General features: G+C 61.8%; 15 protein-coding genes. 4 read left to right on the forward strand and 11 right to left on the reverse strand.

The window, feature by feature from the left end; genetic code table 11:
• The first annotated feature begins 236 nt into the window (after positions 1-236).
• From EA797_RS07040 to EA797_RS07055, 4 genes are all read left to right on the forward strand, one after another.
• On the forward strand, positions 237-1412 hold the full coding sequence (locus EA797_RS07040; RefSeq protein ID WP_122164400.1) for an efflux RND transporter periplasmic adaptor subunit: 1176 nt from the start codon (positions 237-239) through the stop codon (positions 1410-1412).
• Positions 1409-4573, forward strand: a complete 3165-nt coding sequence (locus EA797_RS07045; RefSeq protein WP_122164401.1) for a multidrug efflux RND transporter permease subunit — start codon at positions 1409-1411, stop codon at positions 4571-4573. Before EA797_RS07040 ends, EA797_RS07045 begins: the two co-directional genes overlap by 4 nt.
• On the forward strand, positions 4566-6059 hold the full coding sequence (locus EA797_RS07050; RefSeq protein ID WP_122164402.1) for an efflux transporter outer membrane subunit: 1494 nt from the start codon (positions 4566-4568) through the stop codon (positions 6057-6059). Before EA797_RS07045 ends, EA797_RS07050 begins: the two co-directional genes overlap by 8 nt.
• Positions 6060-6154: 95 nt before the next feature.
• Positions 6155-6622, forward strand: coding sequence for a DUF3597 domain-containing protein (locus tag EA797_RS07055; RefSeq protein ID WP_122164403.1), 468 nt, complete (start codon positions 6155-6157; stop codon positions 6620-6622).
• Positions 6623-6843: 221 nt separating this feature from the next.
• On the opposite strand, the gene EA797_RS07060 is transcribed toward EA797_RS07055, so the two are convergent.
• From EA797_RS07060 to ppc, 11 genes are all read right to left on the reverse strand, one after another.
• Positions 6844-7656 carry an inositol monophosphatase family protein gene (locus tag EA797_RS07060; protein WP_208644412.1) on the reverse strand — a complete coding sequence of 271 codons (813 nt, stop codon included), beginning with the start codon at positions 7654-7656 and terminating at the stop codon, positions 6844-6846.
• A gap of 186 nt (positions 7657-7842) precedes the next feature.
• Complete coding sequence (locus EA797_RS07065; RefSeq protein ID WP_122164405.1) at positions 7843-8088, reverse strand: DUF2789 domain-containing protein; 246 nt, start codon at positions 8086-8088, stop codon at positions 7843-7845.
• A gap of 167 nt (positions 8089-8255) precedes the next feature.
• A complete protein-coding gene (locus EA797_RS07070) occupies positions 8256-8516 on the reverse strand; it encodes a hypothetical protein (protein ID WP_122164406.1) in 261 nt (86 codons plus the stop codon).
• Between the two features lie 317 nt (positions 8517-8833).
• On the reverse strand, positions 8834-9253 hold the full coding sequence (locus EA797_RS07075; RefSeq protein WP_122164407.1) for an HPF/RaiA family ribosome-associated protein: 420 nt from the start codon (positions 9251-9253) through the stop codon (positions 8834-8836).
• A 217-nt stretch (positions 9254-9470) separates the two neighbouring features.
• Positions 9471-10250 (reverse strand): class I SAM-dependent methyltransferase, encoded by a 780-nt coding sequence (locus EA797_RS07080; protein ID WP_122164408.1) that lies wholly within the window; start codon positions 10248-10250, stop codon positions 9471-9473.
• Positions 10251-10305: 55 nt separating this feature from the next.
• Positions 10306-10998 (reverse strand): extensin-like domain-containing protein, encoded by a 693-nt coding sequence (locus EA797_RS07085; RefSeq protein WP_122164409.1) that lies wholly within the window; start codon positions 10996-10998, stop codon positions 10306-10308.
• A 54-nt stretch (positions 10999-11052) separates the two neighbouring features.
• Positions 11053-11922, reverse strand: coding sequence for a DUF72 domain-containing protein (locus EA797_RS07090; protein WP_122164410.1), 870 nt, complete (start codon positions 11920-11922; stop codon positions 11053-11055).
• Positions 11923-11939: 17 nt separating this feature from the next.
• Positions 11940-12302 (reverse strand): hypothetical protein, encoded by a 363-nt coding sequence (locus tag EA797_RS07095; protein WP_244214068.1) that lies wholly within the window; start codon positions 12300-12302, stop codon positions 11940-11942.
• A 58-nt stretch (positions 12303-12360) separates the two neighbouring features.
• Positions 12361-13038 carry a tRNA (adenosine(37)-N6)-threonylcarbamoyltransferase complex dimerization subunit type 1 TsaB gene (gene tsaB / locus EA797_RS07100; protein WP_122164411.1) on the reverse strand — a complete coding sequence of 226 codons (678 nt, stop codon included), beginning with the start codon at positions 13036-13038 and terminating at the stop codon, positions 12361-12363.
• 146 nt (positions 13039-13184) lie between these two features.
• A complete protein-coding gene (gene adk, locus EA797_RS07105) occupies positions 13185-13832 on the reverse strand; it encodes an adenylate kinase (protein WP_122164412.1) in 648 nt (215 codons plus the stop codon).
• Between the two features lie 254 nt (positions 13833-14086).
• Positions 14087-16723 (reverse strand): phosphoenolpyruvate carboxylase, encoded by a 2637-nt coding sequence (gene ppc, locus EA797_RS07110; protein ID WP_122164413.1) that lies wholly within the window; start codon positions 16721-16723, stop codon positions 14087-14089.
• Positions 16724-16841: the final 118 nt, after the last annotated feature.

Genomic DNA, 16841 nt, shown 5'->3' on the forward strand with positions numbered 1-16841 from the left:
TTGGACATAAATGCTTACCAAACCGCAGTGGCTGGCCGCGGGGGCGGCCAGGTCTTCGCAGCCGGCTTAGCTGGGCGCGTCGCGCCTGTTCTGCTGCGAGCGAGGCGTTTGGATCTGCCTGACCATGCGCTTCGATCGGCGTGACCTCGGAACCGCGTCTGCCACTGAGGGTCGAGTGTAGGTCAGCGCGCTATACCGCGGCGAAGACGGTGCACGAGCCAAGAAGGTCCGACTGAATGAGGCAGTTCCTGCAAAACGCGGTGCTGATGGGCGCCACTGCGCTGTTATTGGCAGCCTGCTCCAACGAAGAACAGAACGAACAACCCGCTCCACCCCCGCCCGAGGTGGAGGTCATGACGGTCGAGCCGCGACCGATCGCCAACATCATCGAGATTCCCGGCAGGGTCCAGGCGGTGCGCATCGCCGAGATTCGCGCACGGGTCAACGGCATCATCCAGAAAAGGCTGTACGAGGAAGGCACCGACGTCGACGTCGGCACGCCGCTGTTTCAGATCGACCCACGGGAAATGCGCGCTGAACTCAAATCCGCCGAGGCGTCGCTGGAGCGTGCCAAAGCCACTGCTCAGAACGCCGCGCAGGACGTCAAGCGATACGAAGGCCTGGTCGCGAAACAGGCCATCAGTCAGCAGGAATACGACACTGCACTCGCCACGCTGCGCACTGCACGGGCGGATGTGTCCCAAGCCGAAGCCAGCGTGCAGTCGGCTGAGCTCAATCTAGAATACACCACCGTGACGTCTCCCATCGAGGGCCGTGCCGGTCGCGCCCAGATTACCGAGGGCGCGCTGGTCAATGGCAGTGAAGGCACACTGCTGACAACGGTTGAACAGTTCGATCCGGTTTACGTCAATTTCGCCCAGTCCAGCTCGGACCTGCTGCGTATCCGTGCGCAGCTGGCTTCCGGGGAGCTGGAGCTGTCAGAGGACGGCCGCGTCGAGGTCAGGCTCATTCTGGAAAACGGCAGTGAATTCCAGCATCCCGGATACATCAATTTCTACGCCATGAGCATCGATGAAACCACGGGCACCGTGGCGGTACGCGCTCAATTTCCCAACCCGGACAGGCTGCTACTGCCAGGCCAGTTCGTCCGCGCAAGGGTCAATGCCGGTACGCGACCCAACGGGGTGCTGATTCCGCAGCGGGCGGTGGTGGTCAATGATCAGGGCGCGCGCGTGCTGCTGGTCGGCGAAGACGACAAGGTCGCCTCGCGGGAAGTCGAACTTGGCGACCTGCAAGGCAGCCAGTGGCTCATTCGCGAGGGGCTGGAAGCCGGCGACGTAGTGATCGTCGAAGGCGGCGGCAGCGTTCGCAGCGGCGCCCCGGTGCGCACCGTCGCATACGAGCCTGAAACACCGCCACAAGACGCGTCCGACGCCGAGTCGAGCCAATGACGCCTGCGTTTTTCATCCAGCGACCTGTTTTCGCCTGGGTCATCGCGCTGGGGATTCTGCTCGGCGGGGTGCTGGCGGCGCGCTCATTGCCCATCGAGCAGTACCCGAGCATTGCGCCGCCGACATTGCGTATCAGCGTCACCTACCCCGGTGCAGATGCCTCGGTACTCGAAACCAACGTCACCCAGGTGATCGAGCAGGAACTCAACGGCGTCGAAGGCTTCCTCTACATGGATTCGTCGAGCCGCTCCAACGGCAGCGCGTCGATCGAGCTGACGTTCGAATCCGGCACCGACATCGACATCGCCCAGATGGAGGTGCAGAACCGGCTCAGCCGTGTCGAGCAACGGTTGCCGGAAGAGGTACGCCGCCAGGGCATCCAGGTTTTCCAGGCTTCTCGGGACTTCTTGCTGATCATCTCGATGTTCTCCGAGAACGGCACCATGAGCACCCTGGAGCTCGGCCACTTCGCCACCACTCGGGTACTCGATGAGTTGCGACGCGTACAGGGAGTGGGCGATATCCGCGAGTTCTACACCGCATACGCCATGCGCATCTGGCTCAATCCCGACCGCCTTGCAAGCTTTGGTCTGTCAGCTGCAGATGTACTTTCCGCTGTGCAGGAACAGAACAGCCAGTCCGCAGGCGGTGCGTTGGGCGACCTTCCGCTGGCAGACGGCATCGAGATCAACGCACCGCTGGAAACCCGTGGCCGATTCAGTACGCCTGAGGAGTTCGCAGCGATCATCCTGCGAGCCACGCCCGACGGTTCGGTGATCCGTTTGAGTGACGTCGCCCGGGTCGAACTGGGTGCGCAGAACTACACCTCACGCAGTGAACTCAACGGCCAGCCCGCAGCCGGTCTGGCCGTACAGCTATCCCCCGGTGCCAACGCACTGGACACGGCAGACGCGGTCAAGCAGCGAATGCGCGAGCTGGCCCAAGGCTTCCCCGAAGACGTGGCCTGGACGGTGCCCTTCGACTCGACTCCATTCATCTCGTCATCGATCAAGCAGGTGGTGGTGACGCTGCTACAGGCCATGGGGCTGGTCGTCCTGGTAATGCTGCTGTTTCTGCAGAGCTGGCGCACTACGGTAATCCCCACCATCGTCATTCCCATCACCCTGGCAGGCACCTGCCTTGGGCTCTGGATTGCCGGATTCTCGATCAACCTGCTGAGCCTGTTCGGCATGGTGCTGGCTATCGGCACCCTGGTCGATGACGCCATCGTGGTAGTGGAAAACGTCAAGCGAATCATGGACGAGGAGCAACTGCCGCCGTATGAAGCCACGGTCAAGGCCATGGAGCAGGTCACTGCACCCATCATCGGCACGACCTTGGCGTTGATTGCGGTGTTTGTGCCGTTGGCGTTTTTCCCAGGCTCAACGGGCGGCATCTATCGGCAGTTCGCGGTCACTCTGTCGATTGCCGTGGGCACATCCACACTGTTGGCGCTGGTGCTGACACCGGCACTCTGCGCCGCGCTTCTCAAGCCGCGCCCGGCAGAAGAGAAACCAGGCCTCGGTCAGCGTGTCTTCGGCCCTTTCAACCGTTGGATGGACCGCACCACCAACCGCTATCACCACGCAGTGGGCGGCATGCTCGCGCGTCCGCTCTGGTTTCTGCTGGCCTTCGTGGGGCTCCTGCTGCTCACCGCCTTTCTCTACATGCGCATGCCCAGCGCCTTCCTGCCGGATGAGGACCAAGGCTCGCTCATGACCGTGATTCAGGCGCCCCCCGGTGCTACAGTCGAGCGCAACGAAGAGGCCATCGATCAGGTCAAGGCGTTCTACGCCGATCATCCACTCGTTGAGGACGCTATTACCGTCTACGGCTTCAGCTTCTTCGGCCAGGGGCAGGCCCACGCCATGTCGTTCGTGCGGCTGATTCCATGGGATCAGCGCACGGAGGCAGGCAGTTCTGCTCAGGCGCTGGTAGGCGAAGCCATGGGACGTTTCTCGCAGATCAAAGAGGCTCGGGTATTTGCCCTGAACCCACCGTCCATCCCGGGGCTCGGTGTCGCAGGCGGCTTTACTTTCAAGCTCGAAGACCGTGGCGGGATGGGCTATGCCGCCCTGCTTGATGCGCGTAACCAACTGCTAGGCAAAGCAAGCGAAAGCGGGGTGCTGCAGAACGTACGCCCTGAAGGGGCCGATGATGCACCGCGCCTGCGGGTCAATATCGACCGCATCAAGGCGCGGGCTTTGGGGCTTTCCATCAATGAGGTCAACGCGACGCTCGCCATTGCCTTCGGCAGTGCCTACGCCAACGACTTCAACCGTGACGGGCGGGTGCTGCAGGTATTGCTGCAGGCCGATGCGCCCTACCGCATGACGCCGCAAGACGTACTCGACCTGAAAGTGATCAATGACCAGGGCGAAAGCGTGCCCTTTGGCGCCTTCACTTCCGTGGAGTGGACCAAGGGGCCGACCCAACTGCAGCGCTACAACAGCTACCCGGCTCTGACGATCTCCGGTAGCGCAGCGCAGGGTTCGACCACCGGCGAAGCGATGAGCGAGATGGAGCGATTGGCGGGCGAGCTGCCGAGTGGTTTCAGCTACGAATGGACGGGTGCCTCCCTTGAAGAGCAACAGGCGTCCGGGCAGGTCGGCATGCTGCTGGGTCTTTCCCTGCTGGTGGTGCTGATGGTGCTGGCAGCGCTGTACGAAAGCTGGACGGTGCCCATTGCAGTGCTGCTGGTGGTGCCATTCGGAGCGCTGGGCGCCGTGTTGTTCGCGATGATCCGCGACCTGCCCGCCGACGTGTATTTCAATGTGGGGCTGGTGACAATCATCGGGCTGTCTGCAAAGAACGCCATTCTTATCGTCGAATTCGCCATCGAAGAAGAAGGCAAAGGCAAGAGCCTCACCGATGCCGTGATGAGCGCGGTGCGTCTGCGTTTCAGGCCGATCCTGATGACCTCGCTGACCTTCATTCTCGGCATGCTGCCGCTGGTTCTCTCCACCGGGGCGGGCGCAGCTGGCCGGATTGCGGTAGGCACCGGCGTCATGGGCGGCATGATTGTCGCAACGCTGCTCGGGCTGTTCTATATCCCGCTGTTCTACCTGTCGGTACGCCGCTGGCTGACCAAGCGTCGACCACCGACTGCCGAAGACAAGGCGCATCCGGTCAAGGAACAGGAGACGCCAGACAATGCCTAGATTCGCTCCTCTTCTGCTGGCGGGCATATTGAGCGGCTGCCAACTTGCGCCATCGCACGAGCAACCACCCTCGCCTACCGCCGCGCAGTTCCCATCCGAGTATCAGCCGAGCCAGGGCCAAGCGGCGGCCAGTGAAATCGACTGGCGCGCGTTTCTTCAGGACCCGCGGTTGCAGCGCCATATCGAAACCGCACTGCAACGAAATCGCGACCTGCAGATCGCCGTGTCACGAATCGAGGAAGCCAGAGGCCAGTTCGGGGTCCAGGGCGCGGACCGTTACCCGACGCTGGCCGCCAACGCCGACGCCAGCCGCGGCCGTTTCCCGGCTGGCGGCGCCGGAGCTGGTAGAGCCGGCGCAGCAGGCAATGGTGCAACCGGTGCTTCGGGCGGCTCGGCGGGCGTCAATGAGCGGTTTTCGGTGGGGCTTGGCATATCGGCGTTCGAACTGGATTTCTGGGGGCGCGTGCGCAATCTCACGGAGGCTGCACGGGCGCAATACCTTGCGACCATCGAAGCGCAGCGTGCTTTCCAGTTGTCATTGATCGCCGATGTGGCCTCCACCTACCTGGCAATCCGCGGCGCTGAGGCGCGTATCGATCTCGCCGAAGCAACCTTACAGAGCCGCCGCGATGGGCTGCGCATCGCCCAGACTCGCTTCGATGCAGGCATCACGTCGGCGCTGGACTACAACCAGGCGCAAGCATTGCTCACCCAGGCCAAGACCGAGCTTGCAAGCCTGCGTCTCACCCGCGCGGAGCAGATCAACTACCTCACCCAACTGGTTGGAGGCCCGCTGCAAGAGCCGCTGCCATCTCCCCAGCCACTGGACCGGCAGATCGAGCCATTGCGCCTGGATGCCGGGCTGCCCTCCGAACTGTTGTTGGTGCGCCCGGACATTCTCGGCGCCGAGCTTGCTCTGCGTGCCGCACGTGCCAACATCGGCGTCGCGCGAGCCGCGTTCTTTCCTCAGATCTCACTGACCGGCAGCTTTGGCTATATTTCCGATGAGCTGAGCGGGCTGGTCAGTCGCGACAATCGGACCTGGAGCATTGGCCCAAGCATTTCGCTGCCGCTGTTCGACTTCGACCGCAATCGCGGCAATCTGACGGTTGCCGAGGCTCGCGAGAACGTGGCTGTAGCCGAATACGAACGAGCCATCGAGACCGCGTTCCGTGAGGTGGCCGACGCCCTCGCTGGCCGCCGCTATCTGGCTGAACAAGTCGAGGCACAGCAGGAGAATGTCGCGACGCTGCAACGCATCGCTGACCTGGCTCGCGACCGATATGCCGAAGGGGTGGTGAATTACCTGCAGGTCCTGGATGCCGAACGCAATCTGTTCGATGCCGAGCAAGCTTTCATCGAGGTCAAGCGGGCCCAGGTGCAAAACCTGGTCAGCCTGTACATCGCCCTGGGCGGAGGCACGGCGGTGCCAACGACGAGCTCGCAGCGTGACGATACTGATCCAGCCGTAACCTCTGGTCGCTAAGCCCAGGAAAGCGCAGTGCTCCCGACCTGCGGCGCCGATCACTGGCTGGTCACAGTGGTCCCATTAAACACACGCACTCACTTGAGGAAGATGAAATGGGATTGTTCGACACCATCAAAGAAAAACTGGGCATGGGCGGCGTCAGCAATGAAGCGCACAAGCCGGTCGACCCCAATAACACACCGAACCAGCACGCACCGGACACCGTGGTTGATTCTGAGCGCCCTACCGCTGCCCACAACGCAACCACCACGCCCCCAGGCGCAGCCCCGAGCAATGAGGGTGGGCTGTCTGCCGGCTCCGCAGTCGATGTGCCGGCAAAGCTCGACGGAATGGCGGCCAACCATCCTGAAAAGTTGAACTGGCGTACCTCCATCGTAGACCTGCTCAAGCTTCTGGGCCTGGACAGCAGCCTGGAGTCGCGCAAGGAACTGGCCACCGAACTGGGCTGCCCGCAGGAAATGATGTCCGATTCGGCCCAGATGAACACATGGCTGCACCGCACCGTCATGCACAAGCTGGCCGAACATGGCGGCACCGTACCGCCTGAACTGCGGACCTGATCGAAAGCTGGGCTTTCGAGCCCAGCTAAGCAGAACGCTGATCGCCAGCAAGCTGGCTCCTACAAAAGCCTGTCCTACCTCGGGCACTGCGGGAGTGCTCGTGATTTGTTTTCAGGATTGACTGTGCCGTGCCGTTAAGACTCGAAACGCCACGCGCAAGCTCGCATTCGACTGTAGAGCGAGCTTGCTTGCGGTTCGAGCGGTGAAGGTCTTTCTATAGATCAACCGTCCAGCGACGGACCTATCATCTCGGCCAGCTGCGGATAGACGCCAGGGCACGCGACCAGATACGGGTTGCCGAGCAGCAAGCCGTCATTGCGGAAGAAGTCATTGACCAGCCCTCCCGCCTCTTTCACAAGCACCAGCCCGGCCATGCAGTCCCAGCTCTTCAGCTCGGTCTCGTAATAACCGAGTAAGCGCCCGGCTGCAACGTAGGCAGTCATCAACGCGCCGGAGCCGTTGCGGAAAAACATCCCACCCTCGCCCAGAAGCTTTTCCATGAAAGGAATGAAGTGCTCCTTGCCGCGTGGATGGAAAGTGCCTGTGGCTGTTACGCCCTGCCCTACATGAGTGGCGCTGCTGACCTTCAGCGGCGTGTCATTGACGAACGCGCCACGACCCAGGCAGCCATAAAACAGCTCATCGTGATTGGGATCGGCGATGGCGCCGAGGTGCGGCTCGCCGTCGATCAGCAGGCCGATGGATACGCACCAGTTATGCAAGCCGTTGACGAAACAGGCGGTCCCGTCGATCGGGTCGATCACCCAGACGCAGCGGGCGGTGAGATCGGCTGAGCCGCTTTCTTCGCCGAGAAAGCCGTCCTCGGGAAATCGTTGGCTCAGCTTTTCGCGGATGAACGCCTCGATCTGCTTGTCCGCGATACTGACCACGTCTTGCAGGTCGTTGCCCTTGTGTTCGACCGTCAATGCCTCACGCTTACGGTAGAAATCCATACCCAGCTCCGCTGCCTCAAGGGCAAGGGCTTTGGCACAGGCAAGGCGTGCGTCGATATCGAGGGAGTGATCGAAATTCATGGTCATCCTATGAAGCGGCTGCGCGAACTGCGCGGAGGCGTGAATTCTATTGAATCAACGATCACCGGCCTACCGAGCGCGACGATGGGATACCCACTTTTGCGGAAACGCATGGCGGCAGATGCGTTGCCAGGCCAACGGGGCGGCCTTCTCAGCCACCCCGTTCTATAGCGACGACGCGAAGACTCAGGGAGTTGTCTGCTCGTGAATGCGGACATTCAGCTCATCGACGATAGGCGCCCACTCAGCATCTTCCATCAATTCGTCCTTGAGAAAGGCTCGCTGCGAATCACTCCAGAATGGCGCTTCGGTCAGCTTCACGTGATTGGGCAATGGCGCATGGTCGGCGATGAAGTTATCGATGCTGGCCGGATCTGAAGGCAGGCCCAGCTGCTCGAACAGTGTGCTCATGTCTTTGTTTGGAAGTTCCATCAATCAGCTCCTCAGCCTGGATCGGTGTAGTACCCGTCGGAAACGGGCGATGCCTCCAATAGAGGCCCAGGCCAGGGGAACAGTTCAACGGACGGGACGTGCTGGCATGACGCGGCAGCGCGCAAAAAAAGAACGGGCCCCGCCCAGGGCGCGGCCCGTCAAAGATCTCAGGCTGCCTTGTCGAACAACTGTCGGCCGTTGTCCAGGCATTGATCTACCAACCATTTGCCGTGGGCAATGGAGGCGCGTTGCGCCTGTTCCAGCTCGGCCATGAAGGCATGCCCTACCGGAAGCGCCATCCGCCGGGTGGTCTGGCCTTGATGATTGCTGATTCGACATCCGCCGGCCCATGGCGTCGGCGTGCCAGGGTGTTCCATTACCTCGGCGGTAATGACGTGATCGCGGTATTCACACTGCATCATGGTCATGGTGCTACCTCTCTGCGCTTGGCTGCGAACGGCTATCGGAACGATGCCTACGCAGCGGGTCGACCCCCTTTCGTCAGGGTCCGCGATGAGCCCAGCGCGCCGGTACCGGCGCTCCTCATGCGGTACCTCAATTGGGTATAGCACAGGCTCAGCGATACGCTGGCCCGGCGGTCGCATGGGCTGACCGGGGCGGAAAGGCACAGAGGAATCAGCAGAGTTGACGAGCACTGCGCAGGCGCTGGCTGTTGCTCGGCAGATGGAGCGCGCCGTGACGGCCGACAGCGAGGCGCCGGCCGCCACGGAGTAGGAAATGTCGATCAGGAACTACGCAGTTGCTCGTCAGCCAGGAAGTCGGCCTCCAACAGTGCATCCCGACCTTCTACCTCGAGGGTTTCGCCTTCGATAGGGGTCGGGGCAGAGGCGCGTTTGCTGCGCAGCTTGCCGAAATGATGATTGAGGGCGTTGTTGAGCTTACCAACGGCACCGTCTACGGCCAGTTCCAGGGTATCTGCCTTGTGTGAAACGGATATCGGCTGCTGGCCTTTGGGCCGAGCCTCGATCTGGCAGCGCTTGTCCTGCGCGCCTGCCTTGTCTCCATTTTCGTCGTTCAGGTGGACCACAACACGGGTGACTTCATCGTCGAAGCGGTCCAGCTTGTCTGCAACACTAGCGCTCACCCACTCAACGAGGCGGGCACTTCCTTCAATGTGGTTATCGCTATGTACTTGGATCTGCATATGCTCTTCCTTCTACGCGATCTGGGTAACCACCGTTCAGCCTCAAACGGCCTGAGCTAGGAATGCCACTAACGCGGTGAATAAGCAAGGCCAACGAAACGGAAGGTAACGAAGAGCGAGCCGACAGCAGATGCCCATCCCGCCTCGGCTCTATTGCGGAGCTCCGACGATAAGAGAGTGCGCCTACTGCCCCGTATTGACGCCCTGGCAAGAGCCATCAGACGCTGGGGGTGAGCTTCTTTTTCGGGTAGATATCGTAGCGGCTGGACTTGCCCTCAAGGCTATAGCCCGGCTTGGCGCCTGCAATTACCGGCGCCTTGCGCGGCCGTTTGACCACCACGCGATGCGTCGCCAACGCCAGCGCCTGTACCAGCAGGGTATCGGCGTCCAGGTCATCCCCCACGAAGGGACGGAACAACCGCATTTCTTTTTTCACCAGTGCACTTTTTTCGCGATGCGGAAACATGGGATCGAGATAGATGACCTGAGGTGGCTCGCCCTGCCAATCAACCATAAGCTCGATGGCATTGCCCTGCCGCAGGTGCATGCGCTCGACGATCGTGCGGACCTCCATATCATTACGGGCCCGCGCGAGGCCGTCTTCGAGCAATGCGGCAATCAAGGGTTGCCGCTCGATCATTACGAGGTCGCAGCCCAGCGTCGCCAGTACGAACGCATCGCGTCCGAGCCCCGCCGTGGCGTCCAGAATGCTCGGACGAATCCCGGGCTGGATGCCGACTGCCTTGGCAATCATCTGTCCGCTGCCGCCGCCGAACTGCCGACGATGAGCCGCGCCCCCCTCAAGAAAATCCACCCTCACCGGGCCTGGTGCCTGCGGACCTAGCAGCTGTAACTGCAACCCGGTTTCATCCAGCTGGAGGGCAAATTCCGCATGGTCCGCCTGCAATGGCAAGCCGAGTCGCGACGCCCAGCTACTCGCCTGCTCCGCATACTGCGGCGCGAGGGCTTCGACACGGACTACTGGGAGAGACGACATACGGAGCTCGCTGGCGGAAAACGGCGCATTCTGCCAGAGGCAGGCCCGGCATGCCTTAGCGGCACATGCCGAAACCACCCATATCTACATGAAAGTGATCGTGGTGCGCTGCGTTGTACTCGGGGCTCAGGGTGATCTTGAACGCATCGCAAGCGGCAGCCTTGACCAGTCGCAGGAAGCGCGCCTTGTCGTCATCGCCATTCCAGTCACGCGCTACTGTTATACGCGTACCGTCCTGCAACCTGAACCCGGCAAGATCGAGGGCATTCGCAGATGCATGCTGGCTACGCCGATTGCTGCGGGCAATGTTGCGACAAGCGAAGCTGCCGAAGTGATCGATGCGCGCGACCGGCTGCCCGAACACCTGCTGTGCGGCGGGTTGCAGGCCGTGGCGTTCGAACATGGCGTAGGCCGCAGCCAGGGGACAGGTCGCCAGCCAGGGACTGTTGAATCTCACCGCCGAGCCCGTAACGCGCACGGCGTTTTCAACCGGGCAGCCCGCCTGCGGCGTGCTGTCGGGCACCGCCACATACTTCAGATCGGAGGTCGTCAGCGCCTGTTCGCAGAGCTCGCGGCTCTCCTGCAGGCGGCGAAGCTTGTATGACGTAAGCAGATTGGGCGCCTCGCGAATGTCCAGCGGCGCCCAGGGGTTCCACTCAGGCGGGACGTCGACATGCCCACGCCAGACTGCGTATACGAACCCGCCCAGTGCGAGCAGCAACAAGAGGAAGAAACGGCCGAACGTCATGGAGTTTTCGGCAACAGGAGTCAAGCAAGGTTGCAGCAGTAGCCGTGACAACGACTAGCGCGCAGTCTCCAGCAAGGACAGTTGTGACTCGCTCTGCATGGGCGCCACAGCCAACTGGGGCAGACCGGGTAGACGCTCGCAGAGCTGCTCATGGAAGCGCATGGCCAATTCAGGGGCCAATCGATTGTCAGGGGTATGCAGGTAGACATGCGGCCGCTTCCCCGCCTCGATCCATTGCGCGACTTTCTCCAGCCATGGCGCGAGGAAACGGTCATTGGCTTCCAGGGCTGGGTGCCCGACAAAGCGCAATTGTGGAGCATCGCTGAAGGCGGTCGGCCGCACCGGCAACCGAGGTTTCTTGCTTTGCGCATGAACCACAGCCGGATCGCGGGACTGACAGCTGAACAGCGCTCGCGTGTCCATACAGATTCGCTCCACGCCTCGCTCATGCAGCATTCGGTTCAGCGCCCGCTCATCTTCTCCCTTGGCGAAAAAGGCAGGGTGCCGGACTTCCACGGCAATCGGCCGGTTCAGCGTATCGATCAACTCTGTCAGCTCCTCGAGCCGCGCGGGGCCGAAGGAACCTGGAAGCTGCAACCAGAACGGCGTCACCCGTGTGCCAAGGGGCTCGAGCAATGTGCGAAAAGCGATGATCAGCTCACCCACGTCACGCAAGTCCGGCGCTTGGCTGATCTCGCGCGGCAGCTTGGCGCAGAAACGAAATTCTGCCGGCATCACCGCTGCCCAGCGCTCGATCTTCTGCACCGAAGGCCAGGCATAGAGCGTGGTATTGCCCTCGACGGCGTTGAAGACCGAGCAGTAGCTAGCCAGGAATTCGCTCGCGGGTAACCCCGGCGCATAGAGGGCACCACGCCATGCAGCGTCATTCCAGGAGGGGCAGCCGAGAAAATACGGGAGATTCAAACGCGGTTCACTGTGCCTCAGGCATAGAGATCCAGACCGAGCACCTCATGCGCATCCAGGTCAGCGGTGAAACTGGCGGTCGAACCGTAGCTCTGCAGCGCCTGGGTCGCACGGCTGGTCAGTGGGCGTTCCATCATGGCCTCGAAGCGCGACGGCATGAAATCACCGGAGATGACCGAACCGTAGTCGGTCGACTCGCTTTTGCTGCGGCGGGAAAGGTGCTCGTAGGTAGATTCGGCCTGGCTAGCCGGAGTGATGATGGACTCGCGCGCCTGTTCCGCTGCCCTTTCGCTTTCGCGATAAGGGACCGGCGCACTGCCGGGCTGGGCAGGACGCTCTATGGGAAAGGGGGCGGGGGCGAGACCGTTTAGGCGCATCATTCACCTGTTCGAGTGCGCCGACTCTAGCGAGGTGCCCGGCAATTGGCAATGCCGCTTGTCAGCGAGCTACTTTCGGTGTGGCTACGTTGTCACGCAGATAGATCGGCTGAGCCTGATCGGCATCCACCGCTTCCCCTCGTTGCCAAGCGAAACCCGCCAATGTGAGCAGATCTTCGGCATGCGGCAGCAGCGCTGAATCGACCGCGCCCGGCTGCACAGCCATGCGCGAACCGTAACCCCAACCGGTGCCTGCGCCGAACCACTGACCACCGCTCCCGCGAGGCAAATCGACTTGTTCCGGCGGCAGTACTGCCTCGATACCGGCCAATTGCATTTCGCCCTGCTGGACTCGGTAACAGCCCCAGTAGACCTCGTCCATGCGGGCATCTATCGCGACGGCAACCTGGTCTACGCCATGTTCGCGATGTGCCCGCTGAGCGATGGTCGCCAGCGTGGACACTGGCAGCACGGGACGATCCAGCGCGAATGCCAATCCCTGCACTACGCCAACCGCAATCCGTACGCCGGTGAACGCACCAGGGCCGCGGCCGAAGGCAAGAGCATCGACAGCAGACAGCGCAATGCCGGCTTCGCCGAGGAGGGTCTGGATCATTGGCAGAAGACGCTGGGCGTGCAGCCGGGGAATCACCTCGTAATGGCTCAACACACGGCCGTCATGCAACAGCGCGACGGAGCAGGCTTCGGTGGCAGTATCCAGGGCCAGCAGCGTGGTCATCAGAGGTTCCGGTCAGCGTGAAAAAGGGCGGCGATTGTAGCAGTTGCACCTCCTGACGTTGAGTCTCTGGTGGTGCCTTCAATCTGCATGGCCGCTGGAAACGAAAACGGCCCGCAAGCGGGCCGTTCGGTGTACCGAGAGGGATATCAGCTGAGCGCTGCCATCACCTTGGCAGTGATCTCTTCCACCGACCCTACGCCTTCGACGCGGCTGCACTTGGGCGTGCCTTCGGCTGATTCGAGATTCTGGTAGAACGCGACCAGCGGCTTGGTCTGCGAGTGATACAGGCTCAAGCGATGGCGGACGGTTTCTTCAAGATCGTCCTTGCGATGCACCAACTCCTCGCCCGTGACATCGTCGATTCCGCTGACTTTCGGCGGGTTGTGTTCAGTGTGATACACGCGACCGGAAGCGGGATGCACGCGGCGACCGGACAGACGACCCACGATCTCTTCGTCATCCACGGCAATTTCCAGCACGTGATCCAGTTTGACGCCGGCATCGCGCAGCGCTTCGGCTTGCGGAATGGTGCGCGGGAAACCGTCGAAGAGGAAACCGTTAGCGCAATCGGGTTGCTGCAGACGCTCCTGGATCAAGGCAATGATGATCTCGTCGGAAACCAGACCACCGCTATCCATGACGTCCTTTACCTGCAAACCAAGCGGCGTACCGGCCTTGACCGCAGCACGCAGCATGTCACCCGTAGAGATTTGCGGGATGGCGAACTTCTCGGTGATGAAGCGTGCCTGTGTGCCTTTCCCGGCACCGGGCGCTCCCAGCAGAATTACGCGCATGGAGTGAGTCCTCAAGTTTACAAAGGGATGCCGCCAGGATCGATGCAACGCACCCCTACCTCTGGCGAATCAAAAATTCTGGTTTGCCGCCATGCGACAAAAGGTTGAACACGATACACAGCGCACAGAATGCAGACAAGCGGCGCCCACGACACCTTCAGTAGCGGCATTCAGGCACCTTCAGGCGGCATAAAAATGCCGCCCGAGGCGCATGATGACGTTTGCCAGACGCCCGTGAGCGTGGCGGGGAAGCATCATCCGGTATTGCGTAACCCTGCGGCGATACCCGCGACGCTGACGAGCAAAGCTTGCTCCAGAGGGCTTGCTGCTGGGCTCTGCTGTTGTCGCGAGCGAGCAAGCAGCTCGGTCTGCATCAGATGCAACGGGTCCAGATAGGTGTTGCGCAGACTGAAGGCTTCCAACGTGGCCGGGCTATGCGCCAGCAGGTCCGACTGATTGGTCACCTGAAGAACCGCGTCTACCGCCTGCGACAATCTGTCACGCAGATCCTGCCCTAGCGGCTGCAGCTCTTTAGAGACCAGACGTTCATCGTAGCCTTCGGCAATGTCTGCGTCGGCCTTGGCCAGAACCATTTCCAGCATGTCTATCCGCGTGCTGAAGAATGGCCAGCGCTGACGCATTAGCTGCAGTCGCTCACCCTCGCCGCGCTCGAGCGCAGCATGCAGTGCCTGCTCCCAACCCAGCCAGGCGGGCAGCATCAAGCGAGTCTGGGTCCAGGCAAATATCCAGGGAATGGCGCGCAGGCTTTCAACACCGCCTTCACGGCGCTTGGAAGGTCGACTGCCCAATGGCAGGCGGCCGAGTTCCTGCTCAGGCGTGGCCTGGCGGAAATACTCGACGAACTGCGGGTGGTCACGTACCACACTGCGATATCCGGCTACCCCGTCTTTGGCCAGCTGCTCCATGGTTTCGCGCCAATCCGGCTCAGGCATCGGCGGGGGTAGCAACGTCGCCTCCAGCACAGCCGCGAGATACAGGCTGAGATTCTGCTCGGCGATGTCGGGCAAGCCGAACTTGAAGCGGATCATTTCGCCCTGCTCTGTGGTGCGGAAGCGACCAGCCACCGAACCTGGCGGCTGCGAAAGAATCGCTGCGTGCGCCGGGCCGCCGCCTCGCCCTACCGTGCCGCCACGACCGTGGAACAGCAGCAGCTCGACGTCATGCGCGCGGCAGATGTTGACCAGCGCCTCCTGCGCGCGATACTGCGCCCAGGCAGCCGCCGTGGTGCCGGCGTCCTTGGCCGAGTCCGAATAGCCGATCATGACTTCCTGAGGGCCATGCAGGCGCTGGCGATAACCGGGCAATCCCAGCAGCTGCTCGATCGCGGGGCCTGCGTTGTTCAAGTCGTCTAGGGTCTCGAACAGCGGCACCACGCGCATTGGCCGCTGCAGTCCTGCCTCTTTGAGTAAAAGCTGTACGGCCAGCACATCCGATGCGCCCTTGGCCATGGATATGACATAAGAGCCCAGCGATGCGCCTGGCGCCTGAGCCACCACGCGGCAGGTTTCGAGCACCTCCGCCGTTTCGGGCGATGGCTGAAAATGCGATGGCAGCAGCGGACGGCGGTTGTTGAGTTCATCCTGAAGGAAGCCCAGGCGCTTCTGCTCGTCCCACTGATCGTAATGGCCAATACCCAGGTAATCGGTGATCTCGGCCATCGCGGCGACATGTCGCGCCGAGTCCTGACGAATGTCCAGCCGCACCAGGAACAAGCCGAATGCGGCCACCCGGCGCAAGGTGTCGAGCAGGTCGCCATCGGCAATCATGCCCATGCCGCAGGCGTGCAACGAGTGATAGCAGAGCTCCAGCGGTTCACGCAGCTCTGCATTGTCCTGCAGTACCGCAGCGGGCGCCGGTTGATTGTGTTCGATCGCCCTGATCGCCCAGTCCCGAGTGGCAACCAGTCGGTCGCGCAGCGTTTTGAGTAACGCCCGGTAGGGCTCGGCTGACTTGCCACTGCGGTGCAACAGCTCCTCGCTGGCAGTCTGCATCGACAACGCCGCAATCAGCCCCTCGATATCATGCAAGAACAGGTCGGCCGCCATCCAGCGAGCCAGCAGCAGTACTTCACGAGAGACCGCCGCGGTCACGTTGGGATTGCCGTCTCGATCGCCGCCCATCCATGAAGCAAAGCGAATCGGCGACGCGTCAAGTGGCAGATGCAGCCCGGTGCTGCGCTTGAGCGCCAGATCTGTCTGGCGCAGCACATTGGGCAGCGCCTGCCACAGCGAATTCTCGATAACCGCGAACCCCCACTTGGCCTCTTCAACCGGAGTCGGGCGGCTGCGTCGAATCTCTTCGGTGTGCCAGGCTTCGGCTACCAGTCTCTGCAGCCGCAGTTCGATTTTCGACAGCTCCGCCGCGCCGAGGTCGGTGTGGTCTCGTGCCGCGAGCTGCGCAGCAATGGCATCGTATTTCTGGATCAGCGTCCGGCGCGATACTTCGGTCGGGTGCGCTGTCAGCACCAGCTCGATCTCAAGCTTGCCAACCTGCCGCGCCAGAAACTCCTGAGCGAAGCCCTCACCCTTCAGCCGCTCCAGCAGACCACCCAGGGCACTGACCTCGAACGGCGCCGGCTCACCGGGCCGGCGACGACGCACCTGGTGATATTGCTCGGCAATATTGGCCAGATTGAGGAACTGGTTGAACGCGCGCGTCATCGGCAGCAGCTCATCATCAGCCAGCCCATCAAGGGTTTCCTGCAACAACCTGGCTCCGTCGGCAGACCCGCGCCGTGCGCCTTTGGCCCCCTTGCGGATTCGTTCGATCTTGTCGAAGAAGGCATCACCCAGTTGTTCGCGGATGGTATTGCCCAACAGCTCGCCAAGCAGATGAACGTTCTCGCGCAGTCGCGCGTCGATTTGCGCCATGTTCCTGTCTCCCAGATCCCACGAACCAGAGTTCGCAACCGATATGCAACCGAGGCTGAACGGCTACGCAGTATGAACCGTCCAAACAGAGTGCCCAGCGTCTCCGTCGAAGACAAGG

Origin of the sequence: Stutzerimonas zhaodongensis, from assembly GCF_003696365.1 — a bacterium.
Taxonomy (GTDB): domain Bacteria; phylum Pseudomonadota; class Gammaproteobacteria; order Pseudomonadales; family Pseudomonadaceae; genus Stutzerimonas; species Stutzerimonas zhaodongensis.